General features: G+C 52.2%; 18 protein-coding genes and 1 pseudogene. All 19 read left to right on the top strand.

The features are described 5' to 3' along the window. The coding region (locus ONB24_07675; protein MDZ7315985.1) for a T9SS type A sorting domain-containing protein at positions 1 to 503 on the top strand (503 nt) is incomplete at its 5' end. A gap of 131 nt (positions 504 to 634) precedes the next feature. Continuing rightward, positions 635 to 2563 (top strand): SLBB domain-containing protein, encoded by a 1929-nt coding sequence (locus ONB24_07670; protein ID MDZ7315984.1) that lies wholly within the window; start codon positions 635 to 637, stop codon positions 2561 to 2563. A gap of 2 nt (positions 2564 to 2565) precedes the next feature. Continuing rightward, positions 2566 to 3786, top strand: coding sequence for a Wzz/FepE/Etk N-terminal domain-containing protein (locus ONB24_07665; protein ID MDZ7315983.1), 1221 nt, complete (start codon positions 2566 to 2568; stop codon positions 3784 to 3786). Positions 3787 to 3806: 20 nt separating this feature from the next. Continuing rightward, entirely contained in the window at positions 3807 to 4559 is a 753-nt protein-coding gene (locus ONB24_07660; protein ID MDZ7315982.1) for a DapH/DapD/GlmU-related protein, read from the top strand. A gap of 49 nt (positions 4560 to 4608) precedes the next feature. Next, positions 4609 to 6258 carry a capsule assembly Wzi family protein gene (locus ONB24_07655; protein ID MDZ7315981.1) on the top strand — a complete coding sequence of 550 codons (1650 nt, stop codon included), beginning with the start codon at positions 4609 to 4611 and terminating at the stop codon, positions 6256 to 6258. Positions 6259 to 6270: 12 nt separating this feature from the next. Beyond that, positions 6271 to 6975, top strand: coding sequence for a class I SAM-dependent methyltransferase (locus tag ONB24_07650; protein ID MDZ7315980.1), 705 nt, complete (start codon positions 6271 to 6273; stop codon positions 6973 to 6975). Next, on the top strand, positions 6972 to 8477 hold the full coding sequence (locus ONB24_07645) for a flippase (protein ID MDZ7315979.1): 1506 nt from the start codon (positions 6972 to 6974) through the stop codon (positions 8475 to 8477). Before ONB24_07650 ends, ONB24_07645 begins: the two co-directional genes overlap by 4 nt. Before the next feature lie 302 nt (positions 8478 to 8779). Then, positions 8780 to 9091: pseudogene (locus ONB24_07640) on the top strand (CatB-related O-acetyltransferase). Continuing rightward, complete coding sequence (locus ONB24_07635; protein ID MDZ7315978.1) at positions 9088 to 9693, top strand: methyltransferase domain-containing protein; 606 nt, start codon at positions 9088 to 9090, stop codon at positions 9691 to 9693. The pseudogene ONB24_07640 and the gene ONB24_07635 overlap by 4 nt, the downstream one beginning before the upstream one ends. Before the next feature lie 8 nt (positions 9694 to 9701). Beyond that, a complete protein-coding gene (locus ONB24_07630; protein MDZ7315977.1) occupies positions 9702 to 10775 on the top strand; it encodes a glycosyltransferase family 4 protein in 1074 nt (357 codons plus the stop codon). Between the two features lie 13 nt (positions 10776 to 10788). Beyond that, positions 10789 to 11889, top strand: coding sequence for a glycosyltransferase (locus tag ONB24_07625; protein MDZ7315976.1), 1101 nt, complete (start codon positions 10789 to 10791; stop codon positions 11887 to 11889). A gap of 19 nt (positions 11890 to 11908) precedes the next feature. Next, positions 11909 to 12532: a class I SAM-dependent methyltransferase gene (locus tag ONB24_07620; GenBank protein ID MDZ7315975.1), complete on the top strand. Its 624-nt coding sequence runs from the start codon at positions 11909 to 11911 to the stop codon at positions 12530 to 12532. Next, positions 12529 to 13788, top strand: coding sequence for a hypothetical protein (locus ONB24_07615; protein ID MDZ7315974.1), 1260 nt, complete (start codon positions 12529 to 12531; stop codon positions 13786 to 13788). Before ONB24_07620 ends, ONB24_07615 begins: the two co-directional genes overlap by 4 nt. Continuing rightward, positions 13788 to 14696, top strand: a complete 909-nt coding sequence (locus tag ONB24_07610) for a glycosyltransferase family 2 protein (GenBank protein ID MDZ7315973.1) — start codon at positions 13788 to 13790, stop codon at positions 14694 to 14696. The genes ONB24_07615 and ONB24_07610 overlap by 1 nt, the downstream gene beginning before the upstream one ends. A 33-nt stretch (positions 14697 to 14729) precedes the next feature. Next, positions 14730 to 15863: a glycosyltransferase family 4 protein gene (locus ONB24_07605; protein MDZ7315972.1), complete on the top strand. Its 1134-nt coding sequence runs from the start codon at positions 14730 to 14732 to the stop codon at positions 15861 to 15863. Next, on the top strand, positions 15845 to 17026 hold the full coding sequence (locus tag ONB24_07600; protein MDZ7315971.1) for a glycosyltransferase: 1182 nt from the start codon (positions 15845 to 15847) through the stop codon (positions 17024 to 17026). The genes ONB24_07605 and ONB24_07600 overlap by 19 nt, the downstream gene beginning before the upstream one ends. Positions 17027 to 17285: 259 nt before the next feature. Beyond that, positions 17286 to 18254 carry an undecaprenyl/decaprenyl-phosphate alpha-N-acetylglucosaminyl 1-phosphate transferase gene (locus ONB24_07595; GenBank protein MDZ7315970.1) on the top strand — a complete coding sequence of 323 codons (969 nt, stop codon included), beginning with the start codon at positions 17286 to 17288 and terminating at the stop codon, positions 18252 to 18254. A gap of 87 nt (positions 18255 to 18341) precedes the next feature. Then, the gene (locus ONB24_07590) at positions 18342 to 23921 is read left to right on the top strand and encodes a C25 family cysteine peptidase (GenBank protein ID MDZ7315969.1); all 5580 of its coding nucleotides are present in this window, start codon (positions 18342 to 18344) and stop codon (positions 23919 to 23921) included. A 466-nt stretch (positions 23922 to 24387) separates the two neighbouring features. Next, on the top strand, positions 24388 to 25896 hold the full coding sequence (locus ONB24_07585; protein ID MDZ7315968.1) for a DUF92 domain-containing protein: 1509 nt from the start codon (positions 24388 to 24390) through the stop codon (positions 25894 to 25896). Positions 25897 to 25953: the final 57 nt, after the last annotated feature.

Genomic DNA, 25953 nt, shown 5'->3' with positions numbered 1-25953 from the left:
CTTGGGATCCGGTTGTCGATGAAATCCGTACCTACCGACTCTATTGGGGACTGCGGCCGGGAATGTATCTCTCGTTCATGGACGTCGGCACTGATACCATTTTTACCCTCGAAGGCTTGGACGATGAAGTAACCTATTATATCGCCGTAACGGCAGTCGACTTTTGGGGCAATGAAAGTCTTTTTTCGAATGAAGTTTCCACTTTGAACCAGTCGCAAACCGTCTATTATTTTCAGCTGCTCAACATTTACCCGAACCCGTTCAACCAGACAACCACCATCTTTTTTTCCGTGCCGGATGCCATGGCGATCAAATTGACGCTTTATGATGTCAAAGGCCGACGCGTGCGGGTGTTGGAGGACGGCGAGTTTGGTGCCGGCGAGTTTCAAACTCAATGGGACGGGCGAATGGATGACGGCCTGAACGCTCCGTCCGGCGTTTATATCTGCATCTTGTCGGCAAAGGAGATGCGGATCTCGCGTTCCCTTGTACTGTTACGTTGATCGCGTCAGGCATTAAACTTGCAATCAAGTTGTTATTGGTATAAAAATAGTGTCGATCAATTGAAAGCTCTGCGCTGCAGGGGCGCAAGATCATTGAATCGACGGAAATTAACCATAAAAACCGAGGTGCAATGAAGAGAAAAGGGCGGCTGTTTTGTTTCATGACGGCGCTGCTGTTGTTGACTCGGTTACACAGCGAAGAAGGTCGGCCGAACGCGCTTCTGCAGCGGGCTCTTGCCTCTGCAGAAGCGACGTCGTCCGAAGATGCAGCAATTGACTTTAAAGCTCGGCGCTTTGGTTTTCAGCTTTTTTCAGTCGCTGACGTCAGTTCCGCCCCTTTTCAGAATCGCGCTGCTTTGCAGAATTACCCTCTTGGTCCGGGGGACGAGCTGGTGATCTTTATGGGCGGGAAGGTTCAGCAGCAGCAACGGCTTCAGGTCGGCAGCGACGGCCAGCTCTTTTTGCCGACCGTCGGCATTTTGCCGGTAACCGATCTGACGATCGCTGAATTACGGGAAAAACTCGACGAACGACTCCGGAAAATCTATTCGGGATATTCGCTGGAAATCATGCTGGCTGCGCCGAAAAAAATCAGCGTTTGGGTTTCGGGAGAGGTGTCCAGACCTGGACTGCAGACCGCCGGAGCGTTCAGCTTTGCCTCGGATTTCATCGCTCAGGCAGGCGGTCCAACCGACCTTGCCGCGCTGAGGGATGTCCAGATATATCGCGCCGATACCCTCTTTGCCCGCATCGACCTCTACGATTTGATCCTCCGACCGGCATCGGTTCCCGAAATCTTTTTACGCAACGGCGACCGCATCTTTGTTCCGGTCGTTTCTTCAACCGTACAAATCGAAGGGGAGGTGCAGCGCCCTGCTGTTTATGAGCTGAATCCGCAAAAAAGTGAACGTCTCAGCGATCTCATCGCGCTGGCGGGCGGCTTTACCGCTTATGCCGATCGCCGCAACATTTTGGTCAGCAGGCTTTCGACGGACGGTCGAAGAAACGCTTTTTCCTGTTGTTTAACGGATGAATGCCTCGGCGGACCATCCGATCCGTTGATTTTGGATCAGGACCGCATCACCGTCTTTTCGATCTTGGCGCAGACACCCCGTGATTCGGTGCGAATTCACGGTGAGGTTGCCGAGCCGGGTGCTTTCCCATTCGAAAAAGGCATGCGCATCAGCGATCTGCTGCGTCTGGCGGGCGGATTGAACCGCAGCGCTTTTTTGCTCGAGGCGGACCTTGCCCGCATCAGCCCTGATCAAGCACTTCTGAAACAAAAGGTCAATCTCGAAGCTGCTCTGGCAGGAGACGAAGCGGCCGATCTGCCTTTGGCGCCCAATGACCATCTCTTCGTGCGTCGCTTGCCCGGCTGGCATACGGGACAAATGGTTCAGGTTGTCGGCGAAGTCAAATTTCCCGGCTTTTATCCAATCGTCGAGGATTCGACGACCCTTTTTCAAGTCATTCAAGCAGCCGGCGGCTTTACCGATGATGCGCTGATTCGAGAGATGCGATTGGTGCGCGAGCGCAAAGTAATGGTCGAGGACAAGGAGTATCTGCGCCTGCGCAATATGTCGCGCACCGACATGAGCGATTCCGAATACGAATACTTTGTTATGAAGCAGAACACCGGTGAAGTCAATGAGGTCGTGGTCGATTATTACAAGCTGTTCATTAAAAAAGAGCTGACCGAGGACGTGCGGCTCAAACACGGCGATGTGATCCATGTTCCGAAACGGCCGGATGTCGTCTATGTCTCCGGTCGCGTCTCCAACGCCGGCGGTGTTCCCTATCAGTCGGGAGCGCCGGTACGTTATTATATTCAAAAGGCGGGCGGTTTTACTTGGGACGCCGACAGCCGCCGCGCCAAAGTCATCAAAGTCAACGGTGAAATCAAATCCTTGAACAGCATCAACACGCTCGAGGCGGGAGACCGCATTTGGGTCCCGCGTAAAAAAGAGGTCAATTATTGGCAGGCTTTTCGTGATTTGGTCATGGTCATGGGCCAATTGGCGGCGGTTTATTTGGTCATCCAAACTGCAAAGAGCAAATGACGATGGATGAAAAAGAAACGACTCGCGAGTTCAGTCTTTATCCGGCGCTGCTGTTGATGGCGCGCTCCTGGAGACTGGTGTTGCGTAATATGTTGGCGGCCGCTGCCGTCGCCGCCGTCATTGCGTTCATTCTCCCGTCCCGCTGGCGGGCCGTCGCCACCCTCATGCCGCCGCAGGAAAAAGAGACCTCCGCCGTGGGCGCTATGCTGGCGCAGATCACACTTCCGGGAATGCAGATGCCGAAGCCGCAGTCGAATGCTCAGTTGTTTGTCGAAATCCTCAAAAGCCGCACTCTGAACGAGCGGATTCTTAATCGACGATTCGCGGTGGGAAACGATTCTTTACCGCTCTATCGCATCCTCCGTTTCAAATCGCCGGAAATCGGCTATTACCGCATGATCAAAAAAACGCAGTTCATGGTTCTGCCCAACGACATTGTTTCGGTGGCGGTTGAATTGCGCAACCCCAATTTGGCGGCGGACGTCGCCAACGCCTATATCGAAGAGCTTGACCGCCTCAACCTGGAAAAGAGCGTCTCACGAGCTAAAAACTCGCGGCTATACATCGAGTCGCAGCTGGCCGAAACCGAGCGTCGCCTGCGCGCGGCCTCGGAACGACTCGCTCTCTTTCAGCAGCAAAACAAAGCGGTCTCGTTGGAACATCAGGTTCAGGCTTATGTGGAGCAGGCGGCGGATCTGAGCGGCAAAATTTTGGCAAAAGAGATCGAAATCGGCGTAATGTTGCAGTCCATGACTTCCGATAACCCTCTGGTGGTTCGCGCGCGCAGCGAACTCGAAGAAATGCGCCGACGCGCCCGAGAGATGGAAATCGGGAAGGACCGACCGAGTATCGACGGATATTTGCCTTTTCGTGATATACCGCCATTGGCGCTGCAGCTGGCTGAACAGCTGCGCGAGGTAAAGGTGCAGGAAACGGTGTGGCAGCTGCTCACCCAGCAGTATTATCAGGCCAAAATCGAAGAAGCCCGCAATACCCCTACAGTCCAGGTGCTGGATCCGGCTGCGCCGCCGGTTTTCCGCAGCTTTCCCAACCGCAAACTGATGGTCATCGTGGCCGCTGTTCTGAGTGCTGTTCTCAGCCTGATATACGTAATTTTGCTGGACTATTTCGTCAAACTGCGCAGTCACCCCGAATCGCGGCGTCGTCTCGATCTGTTGGTTGCCGAGCTGAAAAAGGGGTGGAATTCTTTTTCGAAATCATGATCAACGGGATAGGAGGTTTAATGGAGACATATATTGCCGAATCGGCGCAGATCGGCGCCGATTGTAAAATCGGCAGGTTCGTGGTCATCGAAGAGAACGTGACCTTAGGCCCCGGCTGCGTCATCGGGCATCATGTGGTGATCCATTCGGGCACCGTCATCGGCGCGCGTGTGCGCATCGACGCCGGCAGCGTGATCGGCAAGCAGCCGATGCGCTCAAAGCGAAGCATTTTCAAAGACGAAAGTCCCCTGCCCGGAGCAGTGATCGGTGACGATTCCATGATCGGCGCCTTGGTGGTCATCTATGCCGGTTGCTCGATCGGCAATCACGTACTCATTGCCGACGGCGCCGCGGTACGGGAGAACGTCAGCATCGGCGAATATACCATCGTCGGCCGCAATGCAACGGTGGAAAATTTTACTACCATCGGCAAAAAATGCAAGCTGGAAACCAACTGCTACATCACTGCCTACTCGGAGGTCGACGATTACTGCTTCATTGCCCCCGGGGTGCACACCACAAACGACAACTTTCTCGGCCGGACGCAGGAACGCTTTAAGCATTTCAAAGGCGTAACGGTAAAACGCGGCGGCAGAATCGGAGGCGGTGCCGTGATTTTACCAGGCAAAGTGATCGGTGAAGACGGCGTAGTGGCGGCCGGTTCCGTGGTGACCAAAGACGTGCCCGCGCGAAAAATCGTCTTGGGCAGTCCCGCGCGCGTTCTCCGCGACGTACCGCCGGATCAACTGCTGGAAAATCAGGGCTGGGATTGAGCCATTCGGCGACGGAGGATGTACTATCCGCAGACGTCTTGCCACACTCTTGCTCTACTACGGGCTGGTTTCTGTTTCGCAGAGCCAGACGGTCTATGTTCCCGCCGACTATTGGGTCTATGATTTCCTGGATCGTTTGGAAAGCAAACAGGTCCTGCCGGTGGTGTTGAACGGCACCCGCCCGATGACCCGCATTGAAATTGCCGAACACTTAAAGGTGATCATCGAGCAGAACCCGGCGCTCGATCGGGTTGAGCGCGAACAACTCGATTTCCTCCGCTTCGAATTTCAAGAAGAGCTGGCGGAAAAAGCCGACGTCAATTATCCCAGCCGTATTCATAGTCTGACGAAAAACCGATGGATTGACCCTTGGCTGCCGGATTTTATTTATCCTCAGGGACGGCACTTTTTCGAGATAGATCACGGCCCGTTGAGAGCGCGTTGGGATCCGATTTTTTTACGCAGCCGCATGACCGCCGATGACGATACCGTAAAAAAAAATGAGCGGGTCAATATAGATACCAACGGCTTTCTGCTCTGGGGCACGCTCGGGAAATTGGTCGGTTACTATGCGGATGTGCGCGACACGCGCGAGTGGGGAACGCGCCTTTACCCCGGCGGCAACGCCACCGCGCCGCGGCTGGGTTTTGTGCAGGGCAACACACGGCAAATCTATCACGACGAGACGATCGCCTATGTGACCCTGCAAAAACGATGGGCCTTGTTGATGTTCGGCAAGGGCGTCAACTTGTGGGGGCCCGGTCGCTTTGGCCAATTGATGCTGTCGGATTATGCCACGAGCTATGATCAGCTCAAGTTTCAGATCACGCTGCCTCGTTTAAAGTTTACTTCAATGATTTCCTGGCTGCGCGCCTACTCGCCGGATTATTACTTTGGCGCCGACTCCCGCCGCATGATGACCGCGCATCGTTTAGAGTTTGCGCCGTTTCGCCGAATTACTTTCGGTCTTCAGGAAACCGTGGTCTTTTCTCCGAAAAATTTCGAGGCCGGATATGCAAATCCGGTCATGTTTTTTCGCTCCGCGGAGCATTATTACGGCGACAATGGTAACGCCGCCATGGGCGTCGATGCAAAGCTTAAATTAATTCGTAATGTCAAGCTTTACGGCGAACTCTTTATCGATGATCTGATGACCGGAAAATTGGGCACTCCCTATTACGGCAACAAGTACGGTTATACGATCGGCTGTCATTACACCGACTGGCTGCGCGTGCCGCAGTTGGACTTGTTTCTGGAATACTCTCGAATCAGACCCTATACCTACAGCCACAAAAGCCCGGAGAGCGTATATCAGCACTTTTCTACCGTGCTGGGACATTGGATCGGCCCTAATTCGGATCTCCTAACCGGTTCCATGACTTTTCGAACATCGCGGCGACTGCAGTTTATCTGCACCACCCAATACAGGCGACATGGCGCCAACCCGCCGGACCGCAATGTCGGCGGCGATGTCGATCGCCCGCATCAAATCCAGACCGATTCTCTCGACGCCGTCTTTTTAGATGGACTGCTAAATACCATATGGTCGTGGAAAATGAATGTCCGTTATGAGGCTCTCCGCAATCTTTATTTTAAGGTCGGCTTGGGGTGGGAACAGCGGCGAATCCAAAACGACTCGAAAGAGAATCTGCAGCAGTCGCGTCGTGAACTCGAACTCTCATTCCAGTTCAACTTTTAACTGATGAACGCTTTGCAGAAAAATTACAACGAACGCTTATTCTCGAACGGAATACGCAGCCGCTATCATTTTGCCCGTTATTATTGGCTTAAAAAAAAATTGATCAAGCTCGGCTGTCCCTGTCGCCGCGTTCTTGAACTGGGATGCTTTGACGCCAAAACCCTGAATTTTTTGCCGAAGGAGCCGGAATATTATCTCGGCTACGACGCCGATTGGGAGGGCGGTTTGCAGATGGGGCGCGCCAAATGGGCGAACCGCCGAAATGTCGACTTGAGGTTCTGCAACTCGCCGGAGCATCTTGCCGATGCCGAGCCGTTCGATGTCGCCGTCTGCATGGAAACCCTCGAGCACCTTCCCGTTCGGGACATCAAGGCCTATCTCGAATTTCTCCGGTGCATGACCGGCGACTATTGTTTTATCACGATTCCGGTTGAGCGGGGAGTGATTCTGCCTTTCAAATATGCCTACAAGTCAATCATCGGTGCCGTCACGACGCCTTATCGATTCAAAGAGCTCGCAGCAGCAACCTTGGGGCGAATGAAAAGCGTGCCGCGAATCGAAACCACCCACAAAGGCTTTGATTACCGCCAGTGTCTGCAGACAATCGGTCTCTTTTTTGATGTGATCGAAATGGAGGGTATTCCTTTCGGTTGGCTGCCTCCGTATCTGAATCCAACCATCGGAATTGTCGCAAAACCCAAAACGGGAATCAAATGACCGCTTCAGCCCCCAAAGCCCCGCTTTTGAATCCCGCTCTGCTGGCACGCAACGTCGGCTACAATCTTTTCGGCATGACGCTGCCGCTGATCGTAGCCCTCGTTGCCTTGCCGCTCTTGGTCCAAGGATTAGGAGCGGAACGGTTCGGCATATTAGCCCTTTCGTGGGTCATTTTGGGCTATTTCAGCGTGTTCGATTTCGGCCTTGGTCGGGTGGTCATCAACATGATCGGCGAAAGGTTGGGGCAGGGCCGAAACGACGAAGTTCCGGCGATTGCCTGGACCGGTCTTTTTTTCCTTGCGCTTCTCGGCGGGATCATGAGCGTTGTGCTCTATTTTGCGTCGCCGCTTCTGGTTCACAAAATCCTGAAAATTTCCGCCGAGTTGCAGCCGGAAGCGCTGCAGGCGTTTCGGGTGCTGTCCGTTTCGGTCATTTTTATTATACTGACTGTCGGACTGCGCGCGGTGCAGGAGGCGCATCAAAAATTTATTGTGCTCAACCTGATCCGATCGGCAAATGGGGTTCTGACATATCTGGCGCCGCTGGTACTGCTGCCGTTTACAAAAACTCTTTGGCATTACGTAGGCATCCTAGCCGGCGTTCGGGCTCTGGTGATGGCGGTTAACGCCCTCGCCTGCGCCCTTCAGTTTCCAGACATCCGCAATCGTGCCCAGCTCGATTTTCGTCTCGCCAAGCCCATGTTTCGCCTCGGCGGCTGGATGTCGATCAGCAACCTTATCGGCCCCGTAATGGTCTATTTTGACCGCTTTCTCATGGGGGCTTGGCTGTCGGTCGCCGCGGTCACCTTTTATGTTACCCCGTATGAAATTATCAGCAAGCTGCTGGTCGTCACTTCTGCGGTGGTGCAAGTCTTATTTCCGGCGTTTTCAATCAGCCTCGGCGCCGACCGCGCAAAAACCGCTTTGCTCTACGAGCGCGCTTTGAAGCTCTTGTTGTTGTTCTTTTTTCCGATTGCCCTTGGAGTCGTGCTCTTGGCGCGCTGGGGATTGGCGCTGTGGCTCTCGCCTGAATTTGCCGTCAAGAGCACGGGCGTCGCGCAATGGCTGGCCATAGGCATTTTCCTTAATGCACCGGGGCAGATTGCCTATATTCTTTTGCAGGCAGGCGGTCGCCCGGACATCACGGCCAAAATACATGTAATTGAAGTCCCTTTTTATTTGGTTCTGCTTTATTTCGGAGTAAAACTTTTCGGCATCACCGGCGCTGCGGTCGTTTGGACATTTCGGCTGCTGATAGAGTTGTTTGTTTTTCTCTGCCTTGCGGATAAAATTGTGCTTATGCAGGCGAAAAACAGTCAAAGATTTATCAGAACAACAGTTATCGCCTCGATTATGCTCATTTGCCTTACTTTTTTTCAGTTTTCCCTTTGGCTCGCTGCCGCGCTTTTTTTGCTCGGCATTATCCTTGCAATCAGTTTTTTGTCACCGAAACAGATAAATCTTTTCAAGCTGGTCAAAGGAGTAGTTGGGGGAAGCATATGAACTGTTTAGCATTGCTGAATAAACTAAGGTTTGCCTACTATGATCGTCGCGCCGATCGTTTTACCCGCAATCATCCGCGCTATGCCCGCTATCAAATCGGCGAATATACCTATGGGTTTCCATTGGTGTATGACTGGAACGAGGGATCGACCTTAAAAATCGGCAAATTTTGTTCGATTGCCAAAAATGTCGAAATATTTTTAGGCGGTAATCACCGTTCTGATTGGGTGACCACCTTTCCATTTCCGGAGTTCTTTAAAGTTGCGCAAGACGTCAAGGATCATATCGCCACGAAAGGTGACGTCATCATCGGCAACGATGTGTGGATCGGCCATGGAGCGCTCATCCTCTCCGGCGTGACCATCGGCGACGGCGCCGTCATTGGGGCAGGGAGCGTGGTAAGCAAATCCGTGCCGCCGTACGCTATGGCTGCGGGCAATCCGGCCAAAGTGATAAGAATGCGCTTTTCCGATCGGCAGATTGAACAGCTTTTGCAAATACGGTGGTGGGACTGGCCGACGGATAAAATTATTTCCTTTTTGCCGTTGCTCTTGTCGCCGAATATTGATGAGTTTATTGCGGCTGTACAAAGTCAGGAAAAGGCTCAGGAATGAACGCGCTGATCAAAATAAACTTGCAGGAGCTGCTGAATCAGGCGCAGCCGGTAGCAATCGAACTGGGCTGCGGACAGAACAAAATGCCCGGCTGCATCGGCATCGATATCATCGACTTGCCCGAAGTCGATATTGTGGCTGATCTCGAATGCGGACTGCCGTTTTTCCCCGACGATTCCGTCGATGTCTTTTACGCTTTTCATTTCCTTGAGCATATCGATCACTTGGCCGAACTGATGCGCGACATTCACCGCGCCCTCAAGCCTGATGGCCGATTGATCCTGCGTGTTCCGCATTTCTCCAATCCGTTTTTCTACTCGGATTTCACCCACAAGCGCTTTTTCGGATTGTATTCCTTTGATTATTTCAGCCGCTCACCCCGCTTTAAACGTCGTTTGCCGCGTAATTATGTCGATTTCTCGTTTCGAACGCAGGATCTCAAGCTCATTTTTTACAGCGATCGCCTCCCGATCAAGATCTGCAGAAAAGTTGTGCAGCATATCGTAAACTCGAGCCGCGCCTTACAAGAAATCTATGAGGAGCTGTGGAGCCGATGGATACCGTGCTCCGAAATTTATGCCGTTTTGATGCCGGAAAAGTGAGCAGCGGGATGAGAAAAAGATCGTTCACCGTTCTTTTTTTGCCCCAGACCACACCTGTCGGCGCGTCCAGCCGTGCGCGGATTTATGCCTATTTGCCGGAATTCGAAAAAGACGGATTTTCCTTTTCGGTTTATCCGGCCGCTTCCGCGGCTTTGGATTCGGCGTTTCTGCGCAGCCCGAATCTGCTGCAGAAAATCCGCTGGTTCCTGGCCCAGATTTTCGGCCGACTCGGCCAAATTCCAAAGCTGCGTCGATATGACTGTGTTTATCTTCATCGTGAAACGCTGCCTTATTTTTTTCCTTTTACGGAACTATTGCTGCGTCGTTTGGCCAGGCGGCTGATTTTTGATTTTGACGATGCCGTGTTTTACTATCCCAAGAGAGCATCGCGGCTGAAACAGCTGTTGATGGATCGACACAGCGCGAATCGTATTATTACTGCAGCCGACCGTGTGATCGTCAGCACCCCTTACTTGGCCGAACATGCGCGGCGTTTTAACAAACAGGTCATCTGCATTCCAACGGGCGTTCGTTTCGCCGACTATAAAGATGTCAAACCTCAAAAAGGCGGAAGAACTGTAATCGGTTGGATCGGCAGCGCCTCCACGCAGCACTATATTGCCCATATTGCCGAGCCGTTGAAGCGGCTGGCGCAAAAGCATGATTTTATCTTTCGGGTTATCGGAGCACAGCGCCTGAATTTGCCCGAGATTTCTGTTGAGTTGCTGCCCTGGAGCCTGGAAAAAGAAGCGCAGGACATTGCCTCTTTTACCATCGGCGTCATGCCGCTACCGGATAATCCATGGACGCGCGGGAAAGCCGGCTATAAATTGATTCAATACATGGCCGCCGGCGTACCTGCCGTCGGCTCGCGGGTCGGCGCCAACTGCGACATCATCGAGGACGGCGTCAACGGTTTTCTGGCGTCGACTGCTGAAGAATGGTATGAAAAGCTGGAGCGGCTGATCGTTGATTCGGACCTGCGGAAACGTTTCAGCGAACGCGGTCGGCAGACGGTTCGGGAAAAGTTTTCGATCGAGCGCCTTTATCCGCTGTGGTTGGAGGCGGTCACGAAATGGTAACGGCGAAAATCTTATGAAGTGCCTCAAGATTCTGCACCTCTTGACCTTGAGCGACCTCGGCGGCGCCGAACGCATGGTGCTGACGCTCGGCAGCTCTTTGGATCGCAAGTATTTCAATTCCGCGATTGCCTGCCTCCAGGGCGGCGGCCTTCTCGAGTTCGAAGCCCATCGTCTGGGATTGCCTTTTTATGTCCTGCCCTCCCGAATCCCTACTGCGTTTTACCGCTTGGTAAAATTGCTTCGTGACGAAAAGATCGACCTTTTGCAAACGCACGGCGCGCGCGCCGAATTTCTCGGCGCCTGCGCAGGTCGAGTCGCCGGTGTAAAGACTATTTCAACTCTGCATGACCTTTACGGTTTCAATAACCGGTACAAAGTGCTTCTCAACCGTTGCTGCGATCCTTTTATCAAACGCTATGTCTCGGTCAGCGAAATCGGCCGACGTTGCGCGATCGAGCGGTTCGGTATTCTTCCTCACCGCGTACAAGTGATTGAAAACGGTATCGAATTGCCCATCCGAGTTACTCAAGATAGAATCGACAATCTGAAACGATCTTTAAGAATACGTGACGAGCTGCTGGTCGTAACAGTTGCCAATCTTCGACCGGTCAAGGGCCATATCCACATTCTGCGCGCCGTTCAGTCAATGAGTCCCGAGGAACGGAAGAAATTTGTTTTCTGTTTTGTGGGCGCCGATCAAATGAACGGAGAGCTGCAGCGGATAGCGGCGGATATGCAGGTGACGGATCATATTGTTTTTGCGGGTTTTCAAGCTGATATATCCCTATATTTGGGTGCCGCGGATTTATTTTTGTTGGCATCGGAAGATGAGGGCCTGCCGCTGGCGCTTTTAGAGGCGATGGCTGCCGCTTGCCCAGTAATCGCCTGCAATGTGGGCGGCGTTCCCGAGGTGATCCAAGAAGGATTCAATGGACTGCTCATCGAGCCGCGGTCGCCGCAGGCGATCAAAGAGGCGCTTCTAAAACTTGCCGCCAAGGCCGAATTGAGACGGATGTTGGGCGACAAAGCCTCCGAGACGGCAAAAGCGCGCTTTTCAGCAGAAAACATGGTTAGTAAATATGCTGAGCTTTACCGTCGACTTGTCACTGCTTAGCAGATAAAAGTTCTGAAAAATGAAAAATTATTATAACCAAATTCGGCATGATGCATTGGCGTTACTGCCTGCCGAGTTTTTTCCGAAAACGGCCCTTGACGTGGGCTGCGGCGAAGGCAATACAGCGGCTTATCTGAAAGAAAAATTCGGAGCAGAGGTCACCGGTATCGAGATCAATGCAGAGGCAGCGACCATTGCCCGAAAAAAGCTGGATCATCTGCTCCAAGGTCCAGTGGAAAAAGCCTATGAATTGCTGAAAAACCATTTTGATCTGATTCTTTGCCTCGATGTTCTCGAGCATCTGGTCGATCCGTGGACTGTTCTAAAGCGACTGGCCGGCTGCTTAAAACCGGAAGGTTATCTGCTTATCAGCCTGCCTAACATCCAAAACTGGCGGGTGCTGATCGATTTGGCCTTCGGCCGCTGGGACTATACGGATTCCGGCCTTATGGACCGCACTCATCTGCGCTTTTTCACGGAACGTACTGCCAAGGAAATGATTTCTGCAGCCTCTTTGCGCATCGTCCGCTTCCGACGCTCCATGGGCTCGGAAATAAAGCTGTTTAATACTTTGACTCTCGGTCTTTTTCGCTCGTTTTTGACTTATCATCTTTACTTTTTAGCGCAACCGGCAAAACAATGATCGGAACAAGACAGAAGGAGTGGGTCAGCTTCCTGCCGCTCGGCGTTTGCCTGCCGGCGTTACTGATCGATCTGCAGTTGGCGACAACACTTATACTGACGACGATTTTCATCCTTATGCTTGCTCTGTTTTTGCCTTCGGACAATTATTTGCGCAAAGTATTATTGACGGCTGCAATTCTTCGGGCCGCTCTTACGATTGCTAATCATTATGTTGTGATCTTTCCTCCTCAACCCGATGCAACTATGTATAACCTTTATGCTTTGCAGATCCTCGACAACCTTGAACGCAACTTGCCTGCCTTTTATGCTTCGCCGCATTCGATGAGCATAAAAAGCTTTTCTTATTTCCTGGTGCTTTTTTATCGTTTCCTGGGCGAGATGCCGCTGCTTATCAGCATGATCAATACGATCTTTGGATTGCTCACGGCGATGCTCGCTTACCGCATCGCCCTCCTGGTGTTCGAAAACAAGCCAACGGCGCGTTTTACGCTGCTTTCTTCGCTGCTCTTCCCGTCGATGATTGCCTTTACCACCTATATGCTGCGTGACGCCCTCATCTTTTTTTTCACGTTCTTAATGCTCTACTCAGGCCTGTGTGCCTTCTTCGGTCGGCGCCGCATATCGAATCTGATTATTGCGTTAGGCTCATTTGTCATCATCGGTATTTTTCGCATACAGAACCTTTTTCTCATCGGCGGATTTTTAACCGGTTATTTCCTTATTTACCTGCTTTTGCTGAAGCGCGGCAGGGTTGTGAAATGGACTCTGTTTACGATGGCTGTTGCGGCCTTGATTTGGTTTTTGCTGAGCCATCAAGAGACGGTCAACTCGATTTTAAACTATCCGCTGCGCGCGCAACCGCTGCGCGCCGAAGGCCGATCGGTCTACTTGGCCGATATGCAGTACCGAACTCTGTTCGACATGGTCCGCTACCTGCCGATTCGGTTTGTTTTCTTTACTTTTGGACCGTTCCTGTGGAATGTATACAGTGCCGCCATGTTGTTGAGCGCTCTCGAAAGCTTGTTTGTCGTTTTTTGCGCCTTATTGACGGTCTTTTATTTTGCCGCCAAGCGGATTACCGTCAATTTGTCATCGCAGTGGTTTTTGCTTGCCTTTTGTCTGACCTGCTTGGCGGCCAATGCGCTGGTGGATTCCAATTTCGGCACCTCAGTGCGGCACCGTTTGCCCTATATCATTTTCTTTTTTACCTTCGCCGGCGCTTATCTTCGCGATGTCAAGATTAAGGTGCTGTAGTGAAAAAACCGCCCCTTTTTTCGGTCATTATTGTAAACTGGAACACCTGCCCCCTAACACTGCAGGCGATCCGGTCGGTCTACGCTCAGGGTGAGGAAGGGGTGGAGGTTATTGTGGTCGATAATGCTTCGAGCGATGATTCGGTAGAACGCATCCGTACCGAGTTTCCTGACGTGCGGCTGGTCGTCAATTCGGCGAATCTCGGTTACGCCCGCGCCAACAATCTTGCCATGCAAATTGCCAAAGGCGACTATTTCGTGCTGCTCAACAGCGACGCTGAACTGATTACCCCCGGAACCTTTGCAAAGCTGCATCAGGTTTTTCAATCGCAGCCGAATGTTGCAGTCATCGGCGCAAAACTGATTTTTCCCTCGGGCAAGGTTCAGTCAGTCGGCAGGCAATTTTTGACGCTCAAGCGGGTAATCCAAGAACAGATTTTCTTTGCTTCCGTCAAAGCCGTAAGGCCGACTCGGATCGAGTATGTCGACGGGGCTTTTATGGCTGTCCGAAGAACGGTTTTCGAGCAGCTCGGCGGCCTAAATGAACGTTTGTTTATGTACGGTGAAGACAGGGAATGGTGCTTCCGCATTCTTCAAAACGGCCGGCGCATTATTGTTTTAAAAGAAATTGTCGTCAAGCATCGGCACGGGGCGTCGACCAAACAAAATTTTCGAGAAATGTTGATGCACAGCCTGGTTAATGACTGCCGCTGGCTGGTTCGGCATGCAGGCCTTGCTGAAGCCAAGCTTGCTTACGACGTGTATTTGCTCGGTATGGCTTTGCGCATTCCGCTGTCTCTGGTGCGTCGAAAGGGTCTGGTGCGTGATTATATTTCCGGTTTGATTGCGGCGGTAAAAATGCGCCCGAGATTACGATTGGTCTTGAAAAAGCACTACACGCGCGCTTGATGCCGATCTATTATACCTAACGACAGAAAAGAATTGAAACGACTAGCAATCAATGCCCTGCTGCTGGATCCGCAGGCCGGCGGCATCGCCGTTTACATAAAAAATCTGATTGACGGCATTCTGCAGGAAAACGCCGAAGACTGGATGCCGAAAATTATCATGCGTCGGGAGATAATGCGGGCTTACGGCTATCATGGTGGGTCAGAATTTTTACCGGTTAGAGTGCCGACAAAACCTGTCTTGCGCATCTTTGCCGAAATCATATTGTTGCATAACTTGCTGCAAACCAACCGGATCGATTTACTCCATGCGCCGATCTCCTATTATTTGCCCAACGGCGGAGTGCCGACGATCATCACTGTGCATGATCTGCGAATTCTGCATTTTCCCGAAAGTTACGTTCCGATGCGCCGCTATTTTTTACAAAGAGCCATCCCTTGGGCAGCGCATCATGCTTTTCATATTATTGCCGTGTCTCACTTTACCAAAAATAACCTTATGCAGCGTTTAAATGTACCAGCGGAAAAAGTGACGGTCATCCATTCCGGAATCAGTTTTGAACGCTTTAATATTACCTTTTGTAAAGGTGAAAGAGAACGCGTGCGCAGCAGATATGGCCTGCCGGAGAAATATTTTCTTGCGGTCGGTCATTTGGAGCCGCGGAAGAATTACGAGCGACTCATAGAGGCCTTTTCGATTCTTCGACGGCGAGGCATTCCTCATCACTTGGTTATTGTCGGGCGTGAGAATTGGCAGGTTTATAGCATCTATGAGCGTGTGCGCAAACTTGGCTTGAGTGGAACTGTGCATTTTACCCGTTTTGTTGCTCCGACTGATTTGCCGATTATTTACCAATCGTCGCAGGTGTTCGTCGCTCCATCGCTCTTTGAAGGGTTCGGCTTCACTCCTTTGGAAGCCATGGCAGCAGGAGTACCGGTTGCGGTTTCAAATGCAGCCTCACACCCGGAAATATGCCAAAATGCGGCGCTTTATTTCGATCCTTTCGACCCGAAAGATATGGCCGACAAACTCGAATTACTGCTCGATGACAACTCTTTGCGACAGGAATTAATAAACCGAGGCTTTGAAAATATCAGGCGTTTCTCTTGGAAAACGTGCATATCGCAAACTTTACGGGTATATCAAAAGTGTCTCATGAGCGTCTAAAAAAGCCCATAAAAATCGTTCGGCTTCAATCCCGCATCTGCATCGGCGGCCCGTCGCTTCATACCGAGCTCCTCTCGAAATACCTGCCTGCCTTTGGATACCGTAATATTCTTATTGGCGGGGCGCTCGATCCGGGCGAATTTTGCCGTATGGACGAGCTGCGGGCGGCAGGATACGACGTCCGCTGCGTGTCATCTATGCAGCGTTCGACGTCCATTATCGCCGATTTAGCGGCTGTATATCATATTTATCGCCTGTTGCGCAAAGAAAAACCGCTGATTGTCTGCACTCATACCGCCAAGGCGGGCGCTGCGGGACGCATAGCCGCTTTGTTGGCAGGCGTCCCTTTGATTTTTCACACTTTTCATGGCCATGTTTTCCATGGGTATTTCCCAAAAATCGTTACCAAAGTTTTTCTGCTGATTGAACGACTGCTCGCGCGCTTCACGACCTGTCTTGTTGCCATCAGCCCGAGCCAGCTCCACGAATTGAGCAGTGTTTATCACGTAGCACCCGCATCCAGATTTCGAGTTATCCGGCTTGGATTCGAACTCGAACCGTATCTGCAGCTCAAGCCGACGGAGGTTTTGAAAAAAAAACTTGGGCTCAAGCCTGATGCCGTCCTAATCGGCATCATCGGCCGCCTGGTGCCGATCAAAAACCATCTCTCCGCATTACGCATTCTGCAAATTTTACTGCAAAAGGATCACCGCTATCACCTGCTTATCGTCGGCGACGGACCGGAACGGGCCAATCTAGAAGCATATGTTCAAAAGGATGGGCTTGAAAAGCATGTTCATTTCACAGGATGGAGAACGGACATGCTTTTCATTTATGAAGGCATCGATCTGCTGCTGCTCACTTCCTTGAATGAAGGGACGCCGGTAACCATTATCGAGGCCATGGCTGCCGGCGTGCCGGTCGTGGCTTCGCGAGTCGGCGGTGTTCCTGACCTGATCAAACACGGCGTAACCGGCCTCAGCTTTGCAGTCGACGATGAAAAGGCCGCAGCAGACTGCGTGGAAAAAGCAATAAATGACCGGACGCTGCGAATGCGGCTTGTCGAAGGAGCCCGACGATTTGTAGCCGGCACCTATCATTATAGACGAATGATTCATGAAATGGACGTATTATATAGGCATTTCTTGCAAAAAATAATGTAATTGTATATATTGCTAAAAACCCCATCGGGGGTCTTTCTAATCTTCATGGAATGAACAGAGACCTAAGCCGTGTTGATGAGCCCAAGAAATGATCAAAAATGTTCTCAAATGATACTTGCGGCTCTCTGCTGAACATCTTCGTCCCGCCGGAAAAGGCAAAAATCAATAATTTGGATTTGGTACGATTATTGATTCGCATAAGATTAACTTTTACCGTCGGCTATTGCCTTTTGCACCTCTAACGATGCAAGGACAATGAATGATACCGTTTTTTGCTTTGCTTGTCTCATTTATCACCGCGGTTGTGGCGACGCCGGTTTTCCGCCGATTTGCCGTCAAGCATGAGATCGTCGCCCGCCAAAATCATCGTACCATTCACAAAGGACAAATCCCCAAATTGGGAGGCGGAGCCGTAATTTTCTCCTTCCTAACGGGTGCTTTGTTCTTTTATGTGTTAAAGCCCTCTTTTTGGGCGGCAAAACAGGCTGAAATTGCGAGTCTGGTATTGGGAGCGACAGGGCTGTTCATCCTGGGCGCCTTTGACGATAAAAAGGATTTGAACTGCAATCTCAAGCTTTTTGTAGAGACGGCTCTGGCCCTGCTTGCCGTTCATTTCGGCTGGAGGATGGAAAAGCTTATCCTGCTCGCCGATCGAAGCATCGAGCTCGGCTTCTGGAGCTATCCATTGTCGATTTTATGGATCGTCGGCATTACCAATGCTTTCAATATGATAGACGGACTCGACGGCCTGGCCGGCGGCGTAGCAGTGGTGGTGCTCATCTGCTCCTCGGCCATTGCACTGTTGATGGGCAATACAGTTCTCGTTCCGTTGATGCTGAGCCTAATCGGCGCCACCGTCGGTTTCCTCCGTTACAACATGCATCCGGCTTCCATCTTTATGGGCGACTCCGGCAGTCTCTCGATCGGCTTTCTGTTGGCATGCCTCACGTTGGGCGCTTCATCGACTACCGGCAGCGTATCCCCGTTACTTTTGTTCTTGCTGCTCGGCCTGCCGATCGTCGATACTGCGCTGGCCATTTTTCGTCGCTTGCGGCGCGGCATCCATCCGTTCCATGCCGATCGCGAACACATCCATCACCGGCTGGTTGCTCTCGGCCTGACGCAGCCGGGCGCCTCTGCGACCATGATCGGCTTGTCGCTCATCCTCGGCATTATGGCCTTCTTAGCCGCCTATACCTTGTATCTCGGCTTGCACCTGATGAATTGAATCGGAACCTGTCGCGATCCGAATGCGTAAATGCTTCATCAATGGCCTATCCATTCAGGCAACAGCGTGCATAAAAAAATGCAAATCATGTCACCACCTCGAATTGTTTTCATTCTGTTGCTGAGCACTTTTCCCATTTGGGCCGCTACTTATTTTCGGGTCGTCGAAGAAACGCCGTCGCAAGTGATTGTCGAATGGACCGCGCCGTCGTCCGTCGAATGGAAGACGATGAGCGACGCGAGTGGTCAGTACGTTGTTCCCGTCGTCGGCGATCTGCCCTCGTTCTACCCCAGCGGAGCGTATACTCTGCCTTTTGATTTTTTCACTCTGTCTCTGCCTGGAGATGGTTTTTCCGTTGCCGTTCTGGACTCTGTATTCAGCGTCTCTTCGTCTCCTCAGCTGAGAATGCCGCACACTGACGGAGATCGGGCATTCGAAGACGGGGAAGCGATTCCGGATGATGCTCGATTCTTCAATTCCGCTTTCCGCATAGAAAGCGCCAAATCGCGCGGGACGACTCTTCTCAGAATTCAAGTCAATCCGGTAACCGTTGATCTCGAACGAAACGTCAGAATTTTACGCTACGCTCGTTTTGCCGTCGTCAGAGAGCCGTTGCAGAAGCTGCGAAAGGCGACGGCTCAATCAAATTTTTCCGGCTCTTTACCCGCATGCAAGCTCTATCTCGTAGAAGAAGGCGTTTATCGCGTCACCGGCCAAGACCTCGCCGATGCCGGTTTGCCGGTAAATGAAATCGATCCCCGGCTTTTATGCCTTGAAAATCGTGGAGAAAGCGTACCTTTTTACTTTTTCGGCGGCGAAGACGGACGATTCGATAACTCCGACCAGATCATTTTTTACGGCGAACGGTTGCGCGGCGAAGGGAATGAGTATTATCATGCTTGGAGCGATACGAACGTCTATTGGCTGCGCTGGGATCGCGGCGGAGAGACCTACACTCGCGTCGCTTCGTCGGAAGACGGCAAGGACTGCACCGATTTCATGGATACACGCCATTTCGAAAAAGATTTGGCTTACTACAACGGCGACAGCAGCAGCGAAATACAAGAGACCTTGACGGTTGCCGGAGAAGGATGGGTTTGGGACAGCGCCATCGATCCAGGGGAGGTCTTTTCGACTCTATTTGACCTTCCCGGCTGCCTTCCCGACGCCGATTCAGCGCGATTCACGTTTCGTTTGCGCGGAGAAACAGTCGACATCTATCCTAATTCGCATCATGTTCGGGTCCGCATCAATCGCCGAATCGTTTTTGACGGATTTTTCGACGACCGGCAGGAACTCATCGGCGGAGCAGCATTGCCCAAGAGGCTTTTGCAGGAGCAGGGCAATCAGCTGGAGATCGAATCGCTGCGGGAAAACCCCAATGTCAATTCGCGATTCTATTTTGATTGGTTCGAAGTGACTTATCGCCGCAGCATGACGGCCGAAAACGGTTTTCTGCGGCTGTCCGGCATCGCGCAGGAATCGCCGCTGCACTGTTGGGTGCAGGGCTTTTCTTCGAGTGACATCTTTGTTTTGGCACCAAGCCGACGTCTATGGATAGAACCCTTTGCCACAGGCCGCGAATGGCCGGCGACATTGGTCGTCGAGTCTGCCGGTCTCGCTGACGGAAATTTTTCCCGCTTTTCCATCAACGGTAAATTGCTTTACAACGGTACCCGCGGCATGGCCGTGGTCGTTCTCGACCATCGCAGCGGCCAGGTCAAAGCGGCAAAGAGCTTCGACACCTACGGTTCGGCAGCGGAATCCGATTCTTTGGCTGCATTTGTCAACAGTCAACCGGACAGCGCGGTAATTATGGCCGGAGTGTGCGACGACGGTGCAACCAATTTGCGGCCGCCGGCGATTGCGGCGTTTCAGGCACTCGGCAGCCGCCTGCTCGCCAATCTGCGGTACCGCGACTCTTGGGCGTTCATTGCACAAAAGGGAGTCGCAGGAGAGCCCGCCGAACAGCTCGTCGCACAGGGAGCCGGCGGCGTACGCCTGTCCAGATCATGGATCTTTACCGGCGGTACCGCACACAGCGCTCGCTTCTCCGTTCCGCCCAATGCCGGCGATACCTTGATCGTTTTTGATCGCTCTGCCGCGCGTGCGCCGCTTCGTCTTAAACCCGTGCTGAAGAGCGGCCTTGATAGCTACAGCGGAGCCGATTATTTAATCGTCACCTCTAAAAAGTTCCTCGACCAGGCCGAACGGCTGCGCCGCTATCGTGAAGCGCATAACGGCTTTACCGTTTTCATCGCCGACATCGAAGAGATTTATGATCGTTTCAATCACGGCATTCCTGAAGCAGAAGCGCTCCGTAGCTTTTTAAAATTTGCTTACGAAAACGGCTTTCCTCGTCCGTCTTTTGCGCTGCTCCTCGGCGACACCAGTTGGGACCCGAAAAAGAATTTGCCTAATTCCAAATTCAACAACGAGGTTCCCTCGCTCGGCAACCCGGTAAGCGACGTGCTCCTGGGCTGTTTTGACGGCCCCGCAGATATCTTGGCTGAGCTCAGCATCGGCAGGTTGCCGGTCAATGAACCGTCTGAGGCCGAGCAGGTTATCGACAAAATCATCGAATACGAAGCCGCTCCCTCGGCAGCATGGAAAAAGCGATTCCTCTTCATCAGCGGCGGCGCCGATGCGTCTGAGCAACGTCAGTTCGAAAGTCAATCCCAGGCTTTGGCCAAAGATTTTGTCGCTCCGCAGCCCGTCAGCGGCAGACCCCTCTTTATCAGCAAAAAGGAAGAAAATCCGCAGATTGATTATCGAACCCAAATTCTGGATGCCGTCGATAAAGGCGCGGTTTGGATCAACTTTATCGGTCACGCGGCCAGTCGCACTTGGGAGCTGATGTTCAACACGCCCGATATCGACGATCTCCAGAATAAAGGCCGCTACCCGGTCATTTCCAGCATGACTTGTCACACCGGACGCTTTGCCGAGCCCTCGCAGCAAAGCTTTTCCGAACACTTTTTGCTGGCGCGCGACAAAGGGGCGGTCGGATTTTGGGGAACTACAGGCTGGGGTTACGCTTACGAGGATTATCTCTACTTGCGCCAGCTTTACCCCATTTTTGCAAGTGATTCTCTCCGCTATCTGGGTAAAATCATCAACGAAGCGCAAAAGCGGCTGTGGCAAACCTACGGCTCCTTCGGCCATTTTCGCCACCTGATTCTCCAATACAACCTGCTCGGCGACCCCGCCATGCAGCTGGCGCTGCCGACATTGCCGGATTTGGCGCTCAGTTCTGAAAACGTGTTGATGCAGCCTTTCCCGGCGGGCGAGGCCGATTCACTGGCAACCGTCCGAGCCCTAGTGGAAAACTGGGGCATGTTCTGCCGCGACAGTTCAACGGTGCATTTTACCTTTCGCCACTTGCCGACCGGCAAAGAGATTTCCGCAGCACGCCGCATCGGTCCGGTCGCTCTCGAAGAATGGGCAGAGATTTCATTGCCGCTGCGCGGGCTCGCCGGCGTGCTGGAAACGGCAGTAAAAGTCGATGCTATGAACGAGATTCCCGAATCTGACGAACGGAACAATGAGCAGAGCACTTCTTTTGCCATCCTCAGCAGCGACCTGCAGCTGATTGCGCCGCCGCAAAACGCATGGGTGCCGGTGCAGGGGTTGACGCTGAAAGCCCAAGCGCCTCAGCAACGTTACGACGAGAGGATTTCCTATATTTTTGAAATTGACACCGCCCGTACTTTCAACAGTCCTTTGCACCTCGTTTCGCCGCCGGTACGGGCGCATCCGCTGCTTTTGAGATGGACGCCGACCGGGCTGCGTCCGGAACAGCGCTACTTTTGGCGCGTCAAACCTATGCAGCTTGAAATCCTGCATGAACCGTTCATTGCTTCCTTTACGACCCATGAAGCAGAGTCCTTGGGTTGGCTGCAGAATGGGGATTTTGACGCAACCTGCCGCTTTGAAAACACCGTCAAAAGAGGCAAAGGCGTCTCGCTTGCGGAACGCGAGATTTTGCTTCTCCTGCAGTCGTCGCGTACGGAACAGGTCGGCTATGCTCTGCTCGAAGTCGATCGCCGCAGTGTTTTAACCACAGGAAGAGGTCATAATGTGGCCATTGTCGATCCGATCTCGGGTACGGTCAAAGCCTCGGCTGTTTTTGACACCTACGGCAATCCCCAGGCCCCGCAAAATTTGGCTCAATTTATTCGCTCGGCGGAAATCGGGGATTATGTGTTGGCGGCCGTTTCCGAGGAAGGCGGCTTGAATCTAAACGAAGAGGTTTATACTGCTTATGAGTCAATCGGCAGCGTCCTTTGCCGGCAAATCGGCTTTCGTTACGCGTGGGCGATCATCGGCCGCAAAGGTGCGGCAATCGGGTCGGTTCCGGAAGGATTGCAGCCGCCGGGCGGTGAAGCTGTTATTCTAAAGGACAGTCTGCTTGTTTTTGCCCAAAAAGGAAGCATCGTTTCTGCCCGCATCGGGCCGGCAAAAGGATGGAAAAGCGCTTTTTTTGAAGGGACGGTGCCGCCCGGCGCTGCCATGACCTGCCGAGTCATCGGCCAAGCAATTGACGGCGGCGAAGCGCTCTTATGGGAAGGATCGTTGGGAAACGTGGACCTCGGCTTTATCGATCCGCATGAATATCCCTATCTGGTTTTGTCTGCAGAAATGACGCTGGGGCAGGGAAAAGATTCTCCTACGTTGACCAAATGGAGTGTCCTCTATGATCCTCCCCCCGATTTGGCGCTATCGGCTCACCTCTTCAGCATATCGGCCGATACGGTAATGGTGGGGTCAACCATCACCTTTTTCGGCGATCTCTACAACATCGGTTTGAGCGAGTCCGGTTCCACGGTTCTTGAGATTGTACAAAAGAACGGAGAGACGCGGCGAATAGTCGGCGAACTGACTATTCCGGCAATCGGCATTGACCGCTATTTTCCCTTCCGACAGCAATGGATCGCCGACAAACCGGGACGCAATGATTTTATTCTAACCGTCGATCCGCGCCGTGAGCTCATCGAGTTAACCAAGGGCAACAACCGCTTGACGGTTTCTTTGTTCGTATTGGCAGATGATAAACCTCCGCAGATTCATCTCACGGTCGATGATCGCGAGATTTTTGACGGCGACTGGGTGGCGGCGCAGCCGAAGATCAAGGCGCTTATTCTCGATAACAATCCGGAACCGTTGGCCGATACAACTGCTGTTACGGTGACCCTTGACGGGAGGCGAGTTTCTTTTAAATCCGGAGAGCTTGCTCTGGAAGCAAACGGTAACGGCTGTTGCCTTTTGCATTACTCCCCGATGCTGGCGCCCGGAGAACACCGCCTCGAAATACAAGCTGTGGACGCGGCACGAAATCGCGCTGCTGCAACGTTGCGTTTCGTCGTCGAAGATCAGCTGAAAATTCGCAATCTGTTGATCTATCCCAATCCCGTCAGCCGCGACGGTGAAATCAGCTTTGAACTCAGCGAACCGGCGGAAGTGGCGATCAAAATTTATACTCTGGCCGGCCGATTGATCGGCACGATCGAAGCGGGCATGTTGGGCGCCGGCTATCAGCGGCTGTATTGGGACGGTCTTGATGCAGACGGCGATCGACCGGCAAACGGCGTTTACATATTTAAAGCCGTCGCCTCCCGTGAGGGCAAGACGACCGAAGCTTTCAGCAAAATGACGATTATGCGCTAGTCGTTTTTTCCTCGAAAATGTGGATAACTTGTGGGTTTCCTGCGAATTTCTTCTTCCTTTGTTGTCTGATCGCCTCCGGCTATCCATCATGTTTCTACCACTTAAAAGTGAATTATTATTACCTTAATAATAGGCACTTGGAAATCTTTTGACCGCTTATCGCAATTATAATAATATCAAAATATTAGATCGTATGCTATATGGAAAATAATTTTTCATGGTTCATTAGAGAATTGTTAAGATAATCTTAAGGCACTGTTTTTTAGATGCGGCATGTAAAATATTCTATTATCGCAGAAAAAAAGCTTGATTTTTAAAATGTGGATAACTTGGGGATTTTTTACCAGAGATTGAGCGATGCCTTCTGCAGGCCTCGTATTGGCAGCGACGATTTATTTTTTGGATTTTATAGTAAAAAGTCGTAACATACGACACAATAATCATATCTTTCAGCTGCTCGTCTGAAATGACTGCAAACGATTTCAAGTACCTCTTTATTTTCGCCGGCGCTGTATTGGGGGTTTTGTTGATTGCCGAAAGCATTCGGCGCTTTTTTCATTGGTCCCCCGAAGCCACGCGTAAAATCGTTCACATGCTGGTCGGTGTATTGGTTGCCGCGACGCCGTTCGTATTGGATTCCATGTGGCCTATGGTCACATTGGGACTCTTTTTTGCCGTCGTCGACTTTATCGCCGTAAAAAGGGGATTTTTCAAGGGAATGCACGGCACGGTCCGCCACACCTACGGGACGGTATTCTATCCGATATCGTTTGTTATTTTGACCGTTACTCTGTGGAATCATCACAAGCTTGTTTTGGTCACGGCGATGTTGATCATGGCCCTTTCGGACGCTGCTGCCGCGATTGTCGGGGAGCGGACAAAGCGGCCTATCGTTTTGCATCTGGGGCCGGAAAAAAAGACGGTGCAGGGTTCTGCAACCATGTTTACGGTGACCCTGCTGTTGGTGACGGCTTCCTTTTGGGTCGCACGCCACATCAGAGTACTTGACTTGTCGGTTTCTCAGATCGTGTGGATCGCCGTCGCCGTCGCAATGATTGCCATGGCCTCGGAAATGATTTCGGCCTGGGGGTCGGACAATCTCTCGGTTCCTTTGAGCAGCGCCTTTGCGCTCTACTATCTTCTCAACGAACCGTGGTCACAAGCCCTGATGTTTTTCTTCGGCATGGCGCTCGCTGCAGGTATGGGGGTGTTATCCTATCGATTGCGCTTTTTGAACGGCGGCGGATCCGTGGCGCTCTTTCTTTTGGGTACACTGGTCTTTGGCGCCGGCGGTTGGAAGTTCGCTCTGCCCATTTTGACCTTTTTTCTCATTTCGAGCGCCATCAGCAAAATGGGCCGAATACGCAAACAAAAGCTGGAGCAGATCTTCGAAAAGGGCAGCCGCCGCGACATCGGCCAGGTGCTGGCCAACGGCGGAATTGCCGGTTTGATGCTTCTATTTTGGTATTTCAGCAAGAACAATTTTTTCTACGTCCTTTACATTGCTTCGCTGGCGGCGGTTACGGCCGATACTTGGGCGACGGAAATCGGCGTGATGGCGCGCGGTAACCCGCGTTCGATCCTGACCTTTCGGCCGGTCGCCATGGGCACCTCCGGCGGAATTTCCGCCGTCGGCACTACCGGCGCGCTGCTCGGATCGATCGTGCTGTCGACGGTCGGCTATTTGTGCAGCCCGCACGCTTCGCCGCGCGCCTTCGGCTTTGCGGAAGCAGTTGTCGTAGCCTTTGCCGGGTTGGCGGGCAGCTTTGTGGACAGCCTTTTGGGGGCAACCGTACAAGCGCAATATCAGTGCCCGAGCTGCGGTAAAACCACCGAAAAACGCATTCACTGCCGGAAACAACCGACCCTTTTTTTCCGTGGTTACCGTTGGATCAACAATGATGTGGTCAATGCTTTTTGCGCCGTCGCCGGCGTTCTCTTTGTCTGGCTGGCGGGAGTGATGGGGATTCTCTAACAGGTTAATTATTCTATTGGTGGTCGCGGGAAAAAGTTGTATATTTAACCGCAAACC

The organism is candidate division KSB1 bacterium (assembly GCA_034505495.1).
Lineage (GTDB): Bacteria > Zhuqueibacterota > Zhuqueibacteria > Residuimicrobiales > Krinioviventaceae > Fontimicrobium_A.
This window is presented reverse-complemented; position numbering and strand designations above follow the sequence as displayed.

Coding starts and splice junctions, on each gene's coding strand:
- ONB24_07670 (MDZ7315984.1), top strand. CDS start 635: ATGAAGAGAAAAGGGCGGCTGTTTTGTTTCATGACGGCGCTGCTGTTG.
- ONB24_07665 (MDZ7315983.1), top strand. CDS start 2,566: ATGGATGAAAAAGAAACGACTCGCGAGTTCAGTCTTTATCCGGCGCTG.
- ONB24_07660 (MDZ7315982.1), top strand. CDS start 3,807: ATGGAGACATATATTGCCGAATCGGCGCAGATCGGCGCCGATTGTAAA.
- ONB24_07645 (MDZ7315979.1), top strand. CDS start 6,972: ATGACCGCTTCAGCCCCCAAAGCCCCGCTTTTGAATCCCGCTCTGCTG.
- ONB24_07635 (MDZ7315978.1), top strand. CDS start 9,088: ATGAACGCGCTGATCAAAATAAACTTGCAGGAGCTGCTGAATCAGGCG.
- ONB24_07630 (MDZ7315977.1), top strand. CDS start 9,702: ATGAGAAAAAGATCGTTCACCGTTCTTTTTTTGCCCCAGACCACACCT.
- ONB24_07625 (MDZ7315976.1), top strand. CDS start 10,789: ATGAAGTGCCTCAAGATTCTGCACCTCTTGACCTTGAGCGACCTCGGC.
- ONB24_07620 (MDZ7315975.1), top strand. CDS start 11,909: ATGAAAAATTATTATAACCAAATTCGGCATGATGCATTGGCGTTACTG.
- ONB24_07615 (MDZ7315974.1), top strand. CDS start 12,529: ATGATCGGAACAAGACAGAAGGAGTGGGTCAGCTTCCTGCCGCTCGGC.
- ONB24_07595 (MDZ7315970.1), top strand. CDS start 17,286: ATGATACCGTTTTTTGCTTTGCTTGTCTCATTTATCACCGCGGTTGTG.
- ONB24_07590 (MDZ7315969.1), top strand. CDS start 18,342: ATGTCACCACCTCGAATTGTTTTCATTCTGTTGCTGAGCACTTTTCCC.
- ONB24_07585 (MDZ7315968.1), top strand. CDS start 24,388: ATGACTGCAAACGATTTCAAGTACCTCTTTATTTTCGCCGGCGCTGTA.